This window comes from Chromobacterium sp. Ag138, from assembly GCF_055181315.1.
Map to the genome: position 1 here is coordinate 4,618,859 of NZ_JBUPWA010000001.1, position 12,212 is coordinate 4,631,070.

Sequence of the window (12,212 nt, forward strand, 5' to 3'; positions counted from 1 at the left end):
CTCAGCGGCCCAGTCTTTGTTGAATCGTCAATGTCAGCTGCTCGCCGGTGAGGGCGTCGCAAGCCAGGTATTCGGCGCCCAGCGCCTCGGCCAGCTCGCGGGCGCGGCCCAGGCGGACGAAGTCCTGCTCGGTGTCCAGCACCAGCGCCGGCGCGCCGGCCAGCTGGCCGGCCAGGTCCAGCGCCTGCCGCCACGGGTCGCCGTCTCCGTCCAGCGCCACATTGGCGCGGCCGTCGCTCAGGATCACCAACAGCGGCGCCGGGCCGCCCAACTGGCGGGACAGCGTGTCGGCGGCCAGCGCCAGCGCGTGCGCCAGCGGCGTGCGGCCGCCGGTGGGCAGCTCGCGCAGCGCGGCTTCGGCCTGCTCTACGCGGTTGCACGGCGGCAGCAACAGTTCGGCTTGCTGGCCGCGGAAGGCGATCAGCGCCACCTGGTCGCGCCTGCGGTAGGCGTCTTCCAACAGGCTCAGCACCGTGCCCTTGACTTGCTCCATCCGTTGGCGGGCAGCCATCGATCCGGACGCGTCGACGACCAGCAGGATCAGGTTGCCCTGTTTGGCGACGCGGACCTTGTCGTGCAGGTCGGCGCGGGTGACGGAAAAATTGCCCGGATCGCGCAAGATCGCGTGGCGCAGCGTGGCGTCCACCGCCAGCTGTGCCGGCTGCGGATTGGCCTCGGCGCGCACGTAATGGCCGCGCTGGCGGCTGGCGCCGTCGCTGCGGCGGCCGGCCGCGTCGCTGAGGGATGGCGCCTGGACGCGGATGCGGGCGATGTCGCCGGCCGGGGCGGCGGAGAAGATCTGCTCCGAACCATGGCCGGAAGGCTTCGGCTCCTGCTCGCCGTCGGCGTCCGGCGGCGGCTGCGTGGCCTCGTCCTGGTCCTGTGTCGGCGGAGGAGGCGGCGTGGACGCCTGCTGCGTCATCCGCTCCAGCTTGTCCTGGTCCAGCCCGCTCTGCTCGAAGGGCTTGCGGCGGCGGCGGTGCGGCAGCACCAGCCGGGCGGCGTCGCGGATGTCTTCAGCAGAGGCGTCAATGCGGCCGTCCAGCGCGGCCAGCGCGCGCGCGGCCTTGTTCAGCACGATGTCGGCGCGCAGGCTGGTGACGTCGAATTCGCAGCACAGTTCGCTGACGAAGTGGAACAGGCTATCGCTGAGCTGGGTTTGCGGCAGCAGCGCGCGGGCGGCGGCGATGTTTTCGCGCAGCGCCTCACTGTCGGTTTGCCATTGCGCGGCGAAGCCGGCCGGGTCGGCCTCGAAGGCCAGGCGGCGGCGCACCACCTCGGCGCGCAGGACAGGCTCGCGCGGCGCGGCCACGTCCACCATCAGGCCGAAGCGGTCCAGCAATTGCGGCCGCAGATCGCCTTCCTCCTGGTTCATGGTGCCGAGCAACGTCACCCGCGCCGGGTGGCTGACCGCCAGGCCCTCGCGCTCCACGGTATTGACGCCCATCGCAGCGGCGTCCAGCAGCACGTCCACCAGATGGTCGGCCAGCAGGTTCACTTCGTCGATGTAGAGCATGCCGCGGTGGGCCGCCGCCAAGAGGCCGGGCTTGAACGCCTGCTTGCCGCCCTGCAGCGCCTTTTCGAAGTCAAGGCTGCCCAGCACCCGGTCTTCGGTGGCGCCCAGCGGCAGGTTGATGAAGGGCACCGGGCCGTCATGCAGCGCGCGCGCGTCGCCGGAGCACACCGGGCACAGCGGCAGCGGATGGTCGGGCTCGCAGTTGTAGCCGCAGCCGCTCGCCCGGCGTATGGCTGGCAGCACGGCGGCCAGGCCGCGCGCGGCGGTGCTCTTGGCGCTGCCCTTGTCGCCGCGCACCAGCACGCCGCCGACCGTCGGGTCCACCGCGCAGATCAGCAGCGCCTGCTTCAGTTGTTCCTGGCCGACGATGGCGGCGAACGGGTAAATCGGGCTCATGCTTGGTTTTCTCCACGCGCTTCCAGCAGCGCTTCGCTATCCAGGTGCAACTGTTGCAAGGCGGCCAGCGTCTCCGGGTCCGGCTCGGCCCACAGCTGGCGCTGCGCCGCTTCCAGCAGGCGGTCGGTGATGGCGTTCAGCGCCCAGGGGTTGCTGTCGGCGAAGAATTGCTGCATCGCCGGGTCCAGCGCGTAGCTTTGCGCCAACTGCTCGTAGACCCAGTCGTCCACCACCTGGGCGGTGGCGTCGTAGCCGAACAGGTAGTCGACGGTGGCGGTCAGCTCCAGCGCGCCCTTGTAGCCGTGCTTCTGGATGCCGGCGATCCACTTGGGGTTGGCCACCCGCGAGCGGAACACGCGCAGCACTTCCTCCTTCAGGCCGCGCACCGCAGGCAGCTCCGGATTGTGGCTGTCGCCGAAGAAGGCGCGCGGCTGGCGGCCGCTGAGGCTGCGTATCGTCGCGATCATCCCGCCGTGGTATTGCAGGTAGTCGTCGCTGTCGAAGATGTCGTGCTCGCGGTTGTCCTGGTTGTGCAGGGCGACTTCCACGCCCGCCAGCCGATGGCGCAGCGCGTCGCGGGCGTCGGCGCCGTTGGCCTCGCGGCCGTAGGCGTAGCCGCCCCAGTTGACGTAGGCGGTGGCGAAATCGGCGTCGTTCTGCCAGTTCTGCTCGTTGATCAGCGGCAGGATGCCGGCGCCGTAGCTGCCCGGCTTGGCCCCGAACACGCGGTACAGCGATTGCGCGTCGGCGTCGGGCAGCGCGCTCAATAGTTCGTTTTTCAGGTCGGCCAGGTAGTGCTTGCGCAGGAAGTTCTGCTCCGCCGGCTCGTCCAGCCGCGCCACGGTGTGCACCGCCTCGTCGATCAGCGAAATCAGGTGCGGGAAGGCGTCGCGGAAGAAGCCGCTGATGCGCACGGTGACGTCGATGCGCGGCCGGCCCAGTTCGGCCAGGGGAATGACTTCCAGGCCCTGCACCCGGCGGCTTTCCTGCTGCCAGCGCGGCTTGACGCCGAGCAGGGACAGGATTTCGGCGATGTCGTCGCCGTGGGTGCGCATTGCGCTGGTGCCCCACACGCTGATGGCCACTGACTCCGGATACTGGCCGGTTTCCTTCAGATGGCGCGCCAGCATCTCGCGCGCCAGGCCATCGCCTATGCGCCAGGCGGCGTTGGACGGCAGGCTGCGCGGGTCCACCGAGTAGAAATTGCGGCCGGTGGGCAGGATGTGGGCCATGCCGCGCGTCGGCGCGCCGCTGGGGCCGGCCGGCACGTAGCCGCCTTCCAGGCCGCGCAGCAGGTTGTCTATCTCCTCGGCGGTGCGGGCGAGTTTGAGGCATAGTTCGGCGCAGACGAAGTTCAGCACCCGCTCCAGATCGGTGTTCGGCTCGATGCCGGGCAGGATGTTTTCGACGGCGGCCGGGATGGCGGCGGCGTCGTAGCCGCGCGCGGCCAGATCGGCGATCAGCGCGCGCGCCAGCTTCAGCACCGCGTCGTGCGCGTCGGCGCGGGTGACCAGGGCCTGGCCTGCTAGCCTAGCTAATTCAATTGGGGCATCGGCCAGCCGCTTGCCCTGATTCTGCTGCCACAGCGGCCAGTCGCCGCCGCAGGCCGCCGCCACGCTGGCGGGCAGGCCCGGGATGCCGAGGTTGGGCAGCCGGGTCAGCGCCAGCAGCATGTCGATCAGCGCCTCGCCCTGCGGCGCGTTGCCCAGCACGTGCAGGCCGTCGCGGATCTGCGCCGCGCTCAGCTCGCACAGATAGCCGTCTATGTCCTCGATCAGGTGGGCGACGTCGACGCCGTCCATCTTGGCCAGGCTCAGCGGCACGCCGTCCTCGTTCAGCGTGTCGTCCCAATCGTGGTCATGGTCGTGGTGGTCGTGGTTGTGGCCGTGATGATCATGATGATGGTGGTCATGGTGGCCGTGGTGATGGCCATGGTCGCCATGATCGTGGTGGTGATGGTGTCCATGATCGTGGCCGTGCGCGGCCTTGGCCGGGCGGTATTTCGCCGCCGCGGCCGTCGCCGGCTTCATCGCGGCCGCCGGCTTGGCCGCCTGCGGCCGGTATTTGCCGTGGACGGCGGCGGGCGCGTGCTGGTGTCCGCCATGCGGGTGATCATGGTCGTGATGATGGCCATGGCCGTGTTCGTGGTGAGGCTCGTGCCCGTGATCATGGTCATGATCGTGCTTCAGCATCGCCGCCAGGTCGGTGTCGAGCTTGGCTTCCTTGATCAGGTCCCAGATCTGTTGCTGCAGCAGCGGCAGCTTGTTTGGGTCCAAGAGCTCCACCTGGTAGTACTCGTCCACCAGCTGGGTCAGCTGCGCCAGCGGGCCGTAGCTGTCGGCGGTGGTCATGGTCGGCGTCAGGTGGTCGATGATCACCGCGTGGCCGCGGCGCTTGGCCTGCGAGCCTTCGCCCGGATCGTTGACGATGAAGGGGTAGAACAGCGGCATGTCGCCCAAGAGCGCGTCCGGGAAGCAGTTCTGCGACAGGCCCACGCCCTTGCCCGGCAGCCATTCCAGCGTGCCGTGCTTGCCGACGTGGACGATGGCGTCGGCCCGCCAGTCGTCGCGCAGCCAGCGGTACAGCGCGTAGTAGTGGTGGGTGGGCGGCAGGTCCGGCGTGTGGTAGATGGCGTCCGGGTCCATGCCGTAGCCGCGCGGCGGCTGCAGCGCGACGAAGACATTGCCGTAGTCCAGGCCGGAGAACACCAGCTCGTCGCCGTCGACGTAGGCGCCGCCCGGCGGCTGGCCCCAGCGTTGCAGCATCTTGCCGCGCAGCGCGTCCGGCAGCTCGTCGAACCAAGCCTGGTAGCGCTTGGCCGGCACGCGGGCGGCGGCCTTGCGCATCTGCTCGGCGCTCAGGTAGTCCTGGTCGTAAGCGCCGTGGTCTATCAACTCGTGCATCAGCGCGTCGCTGTCCGGCGGCAGCTCATCCATCCGGTAGCCGCGGCCTTGCATGCCGCGCAGCATCGCGTACAGCGAGGCGGGGGAATCCAGACCCACCGCATTGCCTATCTGCGAGGCCTTGCTGTTGGAGTTGGTGAAGATGAAGGCGATGCGCTTGTCGGCATTTTCCACATGGCGCAGCCGCGCCAGGCGCGCGGCGATGCCGGCCAGGCGGCGGGCGCGGTCAGGCAGCGGCGCGTATTGCTCGGCCTGGCCTGCCTCCGCCGGCTGCTTGAAGCTCAGGGGCACGCCTATGATGCGGCCGTCGAATTCCGGCAGCGCCACGTTCATCGCGGTGTCCAGCGGATTGAAGCCGCGGTCGGACGCTTCCCACTGCTCGCGGGTCATGCTGCTGGTGATGGCCTGCAGCACCGGCAGGTTGAGTTGGTCCGACGCCTCCACCGCCCAGCCGGGCTGGGTGGGGCCGTCGTTGTTGATGTCGCCCATCGCGAACGAGGTGGTGTTGATCAGCAGGGAGACTTGGGCGCGCGGGTCGGCCAGCAACGCCAGCGCCGCCGGCAGGCCACCGTCTTGTATCGTTCGCAATGACGAGGTGAACACCGGCAGCGCGTTGACGCCGCGCTCGGCCAGGCAATCCACCAGCAGGTCGATGAAGCGGGTGTTGCCGGACAGCCAGTGGGCGCGGTAGAAGCACAGGCCGATGGTGGGCCAGTCCGGATCGCGGATTTCGAGCCAATCTTCCAGCGAGCAGGGCGCGGCCAGCTCCGGGTGGTAGACGCCGTGCTCCGGCAGCGGCTGCGGGCTCTGGTAGCCGAAGCCGGTCAGCAGCAGCCGGTCGGCCAGGCAGCGCATCATCTCGCCCAGGTTGGCGCTGCCGCCTGCCTGCAGATAGGCGTGGACGTCCTGCTGCAGCGATACCGGTGCGCTGCACAGGGCCTGCAGCTCCGGGTCCGGCTCGCCGGTGCCGCTGACCACGATGACGGCGGCCTGCAGCCGGCGAGCGTGGGCCAGCAGCGACTCCAGGCCCGGTATCGCGTCGGCGCGGCCCAGCACGCGCAGCACGATGGCGCGGACATCGGCCAATTGGCCGTCCAGCAGCGCCTGCATCGCGGCTTCGTCGGCGATGCCTTGCAGCGAAATGCCGGCGACAACGGGAAAATCTTCCGGCCAACGCGCGCGCGACAGCGCGGCGAGGTCGGTGCCGGCGTGGCTCAATAGTGCGATTTCTGCGTTCATGCCTGCGGTTCCGTTTCGATGTCGCCGATGCCGGTTTTATGGAACACCAGCTCTTCGACCGGGACGCCGCCCTTCAGATGCTGGCAGACGATGCGTTCGACGTCGGCTTCGCTGACCTTGCGGTACCAGACGCCGTCCGGGTACACCACCATCACCGGGCCTTCCTTGCACACCGCGAAGCAGTGGCTGCGGGTGCGCTTGGCGCGCAGGCCTTCGCAGGCGTCTATGGCGCGGCCCAGGTGCAGGAACATCGCCTCGGATCCCTGGCCGTCCGGCGTGCAGCGCGGACCGGTGCACATCAGTACGTGTTTGTCGTGGGTTCTCATCGCGCCTCCGGCGTCAGTTGGTCGAAACGCTTCCATTTGTAGATGCCGGCGGAGGCGAGCCAGGTGAACAGGAAGACGGCGACGACTAAGTAGCCGAAGTGGGCCAGGTTGTCGTTGAGCGCGGCGATCCAGTCCCAGAACGCGCCGGTGAGCTGCAGCTTGTCGGCCAGCAGTCCCAGGCCTTCCAGCCCGCCGATGCCGACGGCGACGACGACGGAGACGAAGGTGATGGTCAGGTTGTACCACAGCTTGCGCACCGGATTGACGAAGGCCCAGCCGTACACTTCCACCATCATCATGCTGTCCAGCGTGTCCACCAGCGCCATGCCGGCGGCGAACAGCACCGGGAATACCATGATGTGCCACAGCGCCACGCCGTGGGCGCTTTGCGAGGTGGCGATGGCGAACAGGCCGATTTCGGTGGCGGTGTCGAAGCCGAGGCCGAACAAAAAGCCGATGGGCAGCATGTGCCAGCTCTTGGTCACCATCTTGAACAGCGGGCGCAGCAGGCGCGCGATCAGGCCGCGGTTGTTCAACAGCAGATTCAGTTGTTCATCGCAGATGGCTTCGCCGGCGCGGGCGCGGCGGAAGGCCCCCCACACCGCGCGCAGGGACGACAGGTTGATCAGGGCCAGGGTCAGCAGGAAGAAGGCCGACACGCTGGTGCCGATGACGCTGCCTATCTCCTTGAAGCCAGTGACGCGGCTTTGCAGCGCGCTGGCGGCGAACACGATCAGCGCCACGGCGATGACGACCACCGCCGAGTGGCCCAGCGAAAAGAACAGGCCCACCGCCGACGGTTGGCGGCCTTCCTGCATCAGCTTGCGCACGGTGTTGTCGATGGCGGCGATGTGGTCGGCGTCCACTGCGTGGCGCAGGCCGAACAGATAAGCCAGCAGCGCGGTGGCGAGCTGGGCCGGGTGATCGGCGAAGGCGGCGAACGCCCAGGCCCAGGCCAATAGATTGGCCAGGATCAGTCCGGCGAGAATGGGCGCGTGGCGCGCCAGGCGGCGGCCGGCGGCCGGCGCGGTGGATGGATGCATGGTGCCCTCGAAGACGATTCACGTCGCGCAAGCGAGGGCACAGTCCGCTGGTTTTTCATGGGCGGCGCATGTGCGTATCCCCCGGTACACCCCGCCCGGTTTCTGCTTGCGTCGACACGCATGACGGCCGGTCTCCTGGCTCGCGCGTCGTCGTCCGGCGCCGCCTTCCCGACCTTGCTAGGGGCCAGTGGCGTCAGGCGTGGACTCTGCGCTTACAGTTGCGGGGGCAGCCGCGGTTTCGCACCGCGTTCCCGTTTCACCCATCAAGGGGCACCGTCATTGATTGGACTGGATCATACGTGACAACGCCGATGCTGTGAACCGTAGCGCCGGAGCGGCGTCCGGGCCCGTCGCGCGGTCTCATGCGCCGAGCGCGTGCCGCCGCCAGTCGGTGAGCGCCTGCTCCAGCCGCACCCAGTCGGCGTCGGCCTTGGGCAGGCCGAAGCGCAGGCTGGGTATGGCTTCGAAATAACGGGTCAGGATGCCGCGGCCGGCCAGGTAGCGGTGCGTGGACAAGCTGTTTGCGTCCGGCGTCCACTGAAACAGCTCGCAGCCGCCGGCGGGCGGCAGGCCGTGCCGCTCCAGGCAGCGTTGCAGCCTGGAGCTGTCGCGTTGCAGCTTGGTTTTCATCGCCTGTTGCCAGGCCGTGTCGCGCAACGCCAGCCTCACCGCCTCGCGCGCCGGGCCAGCCACCGTCCATGGCCCCAGTTCCTCGGCCAGGGCGTTCAGCAGTTCCGGCCAGCCGAACACGAATCCGGCGCGCGCGCCGGCCAGGCCGAAGAATTTGCCGATCGAGCGCAGCACGATCAGTCCCGGCTTGCCGATGCGCGGCAGCATGCTGTCTTCCGGCGCGGCGTCCAGAAACGCTTCGTCCACCACCAGCCAGCCACCGCGCGCGGCCAGCCGCTGCCGCCAGTTTTCCAGCAGCACCGGGTCGAAGCGGTCGCCGGTGGGGTTGTTGGGGTTGCACAGCAACACCACGTCCAGCTGGTCTATGCCGGCGGCCAGCTCGTCAGGCGACAGCCGGAACAGCTGGTGCCCGCGCTTCTGCCAGTGGTGCGGGTGCTCGGCGTAGCACAGCGCCAGCATGCCGACACGGCAGGGCGCGCGCAGCCGCGGCAACAACTGGATCGCCGGCTGCGAGCCGGCCACGGCCAGCAGCTTGTCGCTGCCGTAATATTCCGCCGCCGCCGCCTCCAGCCCGTCATGGTTCTGCGGCAGCCGCAGCCAGCTGTCGGCCGCCAGCGGCGGCACCGGCCAGCCGTTGGGATTGACGCCGGTGGACAGGTCCAGCCAGTCTCCGGCCGGAATGCCGTATTCGGCCGCGGCGCGCAGCAGGCCGCCTCCGTGTTCAAGCATGGATCGCTCCGATCAAGATGGCGGCCGCCAGCGACAATGCCGCCCACAGCCACATGCCCCGGTTGACCAGCCGCACCGCGCGGCCGATGTCTTCGTGCGTGGGAGTGGGACCGCAGCCAAGCGGCGGACGTTCCTTCCACTGGCCGTGATAGCGCGCGCCGCCGCCCAGGCTGACGCCCAGCGCGCCGGCGCCGGCGGCCATCACCGGGCCGGCGTTGGGGCTGTACCAAGTGGGGGCCTGGGTGCGCCAGCAGCGCCAGCCCTTTGCGGCATTGCCCAGCAGCAGATAGGTGAGGGCGGCCAGACGCGCCGGGATATAGTTCAAAACATCGTCGAAGCGGGCGGCGGCCCAGCCGAAGTGCAGGTAGTGATCGTTCTTGTAGCCCCACATCGCGTCCAGCGTGTTGGCCAGCCGGTACAGCACCGCGCCGGGCGCGCCCAGGACCAGAAACCAGAACAGCGCGGCGAAGACGGCGTCGCTGCCGTTTTCCAGCACCGACTCAATCGTCGCGCGCGCCACGCCGGCTTCGTCCAGTTCGCTGGTGTCGCGGCTGACGATCCAGCCCACCCGCTCGCGGGCCAGGGCCAGGTCGCAGTCGGCCAAGGCTTTTCGCACCACCTCGGCGTGCTGGGCCAGGCTGCGGGCGCCGACGGCCAGATAGAGCAGGGCGACCGGAACCATAATCTCCAGCAGCGGCAGCCTCGCCAGCGCCCAGGCGGCCAGCGTGAAGGGCGCCAATAGCAGCGCGATGGCCGCCGCGCCGCGCAGCCGCATGCGCCAGACCGGCTCAGCCTCCGGCGCTGCCGGGTAGGCCAAGCGCTCCACGGCCTTGACCAGCCGGCCGAAGCCGACCAGCGGATGCCAGCGCGGCGGTTCGCCCAGCAAGCGGTCCAGCAGCAGCGCGATCGGCAGAAACAGTGCGGAATTCAACGAACAGCCCTATATAATGGCCGGCCGCCGCCGGGAATTATCCAATGCGCAAGTCTGTCGCGCTTTGGGCGGCCGGAATGAATCAAGCCGCCATTCTAAGCGTTGTCAGCCATCCATGCGCAGGGAGATCGCCATGACCGCCAAAACCATCATGATCCAGGGCGCCACGTCCGACGCCGGCAAGAGCGCGCTGGCCACCGGTCTGTGCCGGCTGCTGGCCCGGCGCGGCGTGCGGGTGGCGCCGTTCAAGCCGCAGAACATGGCGCTGAACAGCGCGGTGACGGCGGACGGCGGCGAGATCGGCCGCTCGCAGGCGGTGCAGGCGCTGGCCTGCGGCGTGGAGCCGCACACCGACATGAACCCGGTGCTGCTCAAGCCCAACAGCCACACCGGCTCGCAGGTGATCATCCAGGGCCGCGCCATCGGCAATATGGAGGCGCGCGGCTATCACGGCTACAAGCCGGTCGCGATGAAGGCGGTGCTGGCGTCGCACGCCAGGCTGGCGGAACAGTATCAATGCATCGTCGCCGAGGGCGCCGGCAGCCCGGCCGAGATCAATCTGCGCGACGGCGACATCGCCAATATGGGCTTCGCAGAAGCGGTGGACTGCCCGGTGATCCTGGTGGCCGACATCGAGCGCGGCGGCGTGTTCGCCCACCTGGCCGGCACGCTGGCGCTATTGTCAGAATCCGAACGCGCCCGCGTGGTCGGCCTGGTGATCAACCGCTTCCGCGGCGATCCGTCCTTGCTCAAAACCGGCGTCGAGTGGCTGGAGAACCACACCGGCAAGCCGGTGCTGGGCGTGCTGCCCTATCTGTACGACCTGCACCTGGAGGCCGAGGACAGCATGGGGCTGGACAAGCCCGGATGCGCATCGGGCGGCGGCGACAAGCTGCGGGTGGTGGCGCCGGCCGCGCCGCGCGTCAGCAACCACACCGATTTCGATCCGTTGCGCCTGCACCCGCAGGTGGAATTCACGCTGGCGCGCGCCGGCCAGCCCATCCCGCCGGCCGATTTGATCGTCCTGCCCGGCAGCAAGAACGTGCTGGCCGACCTGGCCTGGCTGCGCGCCCAAGGCTGGGAGGCGGCGCTGCGCCGCCATCTGCGCTACGGCGGCAAGGTGCTGGGCATTTGCGGCGGCCTGCAGATGCTGGGCAAGAAGCTGCACGATCCGGATGGATTGGAGGGCGAGCCGGGCAGCGGCGACGGCTTGGGCTGGCTGGATATGGAAACCACGCTGGCGCCGGAGAAGCGGCTGACGCGGATGCGCGGCCGGCTGACATTGGACGACGCTGAGGCCGCCGGCTACGAAATCCACATGGGGGTGAGCCAAGGGCCGGCCTTGGCCAGGCCCGCGGTGCGCTTTGACGACGGCTCGGCCGACGGCGCGCGCTCGGAAGACGACCAGATCTTCGCCACCTATCTGCACGGCGTGTTCGACGAACCCGCCGCCTGCCAGGCCATCTTGCGCTGGGCGGGGCTGGCGGAGCCGGAGGCGCTGGACTACCCGGCGCTGCGCGAGGCCAATATCGACAAGCTGGCGGACATGCTGGAGAAGCATCTCGATCTGGGGCCGATCCGACGCTGGCTGCCTGAGATCGGCTGATAGAAACAGTTTCAGGGCTGTGTTTGATTGACGGCCTGTGTCGGCGTGTTTTGCCTAGGTGCGCCGCGAGTTTGGGGCGGTATTTAATCGCCCGGCGTCCGCTCCGCCGTGATCGCCGCCAGCAGCGTCTCCGCCAGTTCTGGCCGGCAGATCAGCAGGTCCGGCATCTTCACGTCCGCCTGGTTGAACATGCAGGGGGCGCCGTCTATCCGCGACGCGTGCAGGCCGGCGGCCAAGGCCACGCCCACCGGCGCGCAGGTGTCCCATTCATTCATGCCTCCGGCGTGCAGATAGGCGTGGGCCTCGCCGCGCAGCGCCGCCATCGCCTTGGCGCCGGCCGAGCCCATCGGCGCCAGCTCGGCGTCCAGCCGGGCGGCGACGCGTTCGGCCAGCGCCGGCGCGCGGCTGCGGCTGACCAGGATTTTCAGCCGGCCCGACGGCGCGGCGGCAAGCCGGGGGGCGGGGGTGGAGAACAGCTCGCCGCGGGCTGGCAGCGCCACGGCGGCGGCGGCGGGGGCGCCGTCCACCGCCAGCGCGACGTGCACCGCCCAGTCGTCGCGGCCTGGCTCGCAATATTCGCGGGTGCCGTCCAGCGGGTCGACGATCCAGACCCTGCGCCCGCCCAGGCGGGCGGGATCCGGCGCGGACTCCTCGGACAAAATGCCGTCGTCCGGGCGCGCCGCGCGCAGCAGTTCAAGGATCAAGGCGTTGGATTCGGCGTCGCCGCGCGCGCCCAGCGCCTTGCCGCCCTCCGGGTGGCGGCGGCGCAGGTCCAGCAGCAATCGGGCGGCCGCGGCGGCGGCGTGGGCGGCGAGTTGATGGTCGTCCGGCATGAGGGGCTCCTGGCGTTGATGCCGGAGTGATACACCGTATCGGCGGACGCGGCAATGGCT

8 protein-coding genes and 1 riboswitch are annotated in these 12,212 nt (G+C 69.4%); of the genes, 1 reads left to right on the forward strand and 7 read right to left on the reverse strand.

What is annotated here, in order from left to right:
* Position 1 precedes the first annotated feature (1 nt).
* The 6 genes from ACY3GB_RS21525 to cbiB form a co-directional block, all read right to left on the reverse strand.
* Positions 2–1,912, reverse strand: a complete 1,911-nt coding sequence (locus ACY3GB_RS21525) for a putative cobaltochelatase (RefSeq protein WP_463090529.1) — start codon at positions 1,910–1,912, stop codon at positions 2–4.
* Positions 1,909–6,054, reverse strand: a complete 4,146-nt coding sequence (locus ACY3GB_RS21530) for a cobaltochelatase subunit CobN (protein WP_463090530.1) — start codon at positions 6,052–6,054, stop codon at positions 1,909–1,911. Before ACY3GB_RS21530 ends, ACY3GB_RS21525 begins: the two co-directional genes overlap by 4 nt.
* Positions 6,051–6,380 (reverse strand): (2Fe-2S) ferredoxin domain-containing protein, encoded by a 330-nt coding sequence (locus tag ACY3GB_RS21535; protein WP_463090531.1) that lies wholly within the window; start codon positions 6,378–6,380, stop codon positions 6,051–6,053. The genes ACY3GB_RS21530 and ACY3GB_RS21535 overlap by 4 nt, the downstream gene beginning before the upstream one ends.
* Complete coding sequence (locus tag ACY3GB_RS21540; protein WP_463090532.1) at positions 6,377–7,423, reverse strand: HoxN/HupN/NixA family nickel/cobalt transporter; 1,047 nt, start codon at positions 7,421–7,423, stop codon at positions 6,377–6,379. The genes ACY3GB_RS21535 and ACY3GB_RS21540 overlap by 4 nt, the downstream gene beginning before the upstream one ends.
* Positions 7,424–7,531: 108 nt before the next feature.
* A riboswitch (cobalamin riboswitch) is annotated at positions 7,532–7,716 on the reverse strand.
* Positions 7,717–7,783: 67 nt separating this feature from the next.
* A complete protein-coding gene (gene cobD / locus ACY3GB_RS21545; RefSeq protein ID WP_463090533.1) occupies positions 7,784–8,782 on the reverse strand; it encodes a threonine-phosphate decarboxylase CobD in 999 nt (332 codons plus the stop codon).
* Positions 8,775–9,713, reverse strand: coding sequence for an adenosylcobinamide-phosphate synthase CbiB (gene cbiB / locus ACY3GB_RS21550; RefSeq protein ID WP_463090534.1), 939 nt, complete (start codon positions 9,711–9,713; stop codon positions 8,775–8,777). The genes cobD and cbiB overlap by 8 nt, the downstream gene beginning before the upstream one ends.
* Before the next feature lie 133 nt (positions 9,714–9,846).
* Between cbiB and ACY3GB_RS21555 the strand changes: the two genes are divergently transcribed.
* Positions 9,847–11,319: a cobyric acid synthase gene (locus ACY3GB_RS21555; RefSeq protein WP_463090535.1), complete on the forward strand. Its 1,473-nt coding sequence runs from the start codon at positions 9,847–9,849 to the stop codon at positions 11,317–11,319.
* A gap of 83 nt (positions 11,320–11,402) precedes the next feature.
* On the opposite strand, the gene ACY3GB_RS21560 is transcribed toward ACY3GB_RS21555, so the two are convergent.
* Complete coding sequence (locus ACY3GB_RS21560; protein WP_463090536.1) at positions 11,403–12,152, reverse strand: 3'(2'),5'-bisphosphate nucleotidase CysQ; 750 nt, start codon at positions 12,150–12,152, stop codon at positions 11,403–11,405.
* Positions 12,153–12,212 lie beyond the last annotated feature (60 nt).

Excerpts from the sequence above, each read along its gene's own strand:
- ACY3GB_RS21560 (WP_463090536.1), bottom strand. The coding sequence starts at position 12,152 with ATGCCGGACGACCATCAACTCGCCGCCCACGCCGCCGCCGCGGCCGCC.
- ACY3GB_RS21535 (WP_463090531.1), bottom strand. The coding sequence starts at position 6,380 with ATGAGAACCCACGACAAACACGTACTGATGTGCACCGGTCCGCGCTGC.
- ACY3GB_RS21530 (WP_463090530.1), bottom strand. The coding sequence starts at position 6,054 with ATGAACGCAGAAATCGCACTATTGAGCCACGCCGGCACCGACCTCGCC.
- cobD (WP_463090533.1), bottom strand. The coding sequence starts at position 8,782 with ATGCTTGAACACGGAGGCGGCCTGCTGCGCGCCGCGGCCGAATACGGC.
- ACY3GB_RS21555 (WP_463090535.1), top strand. The coding sequence starts at position 9,847 with ATGACCGCCAAAACCATCATGATCCAGGGCGCCACGTCCGACGCCGGC.
- ACY3GB_RS21540 (WP_463090532.1), bottom strand. The coding sequence starts at position 7,423 with ATGCATCCATCCACCGCGCCGGCCGCCGGCCGCCGCCTGGCGCGCCAC.
- ACY3GB_RS21525 (WP_463090529.1), bottom strand. The coding sequence starts at position 1,912 with ATGAGCCCGATTTACCCGTTCGCCGCCATCGTCGGCCAGGAACAACTG.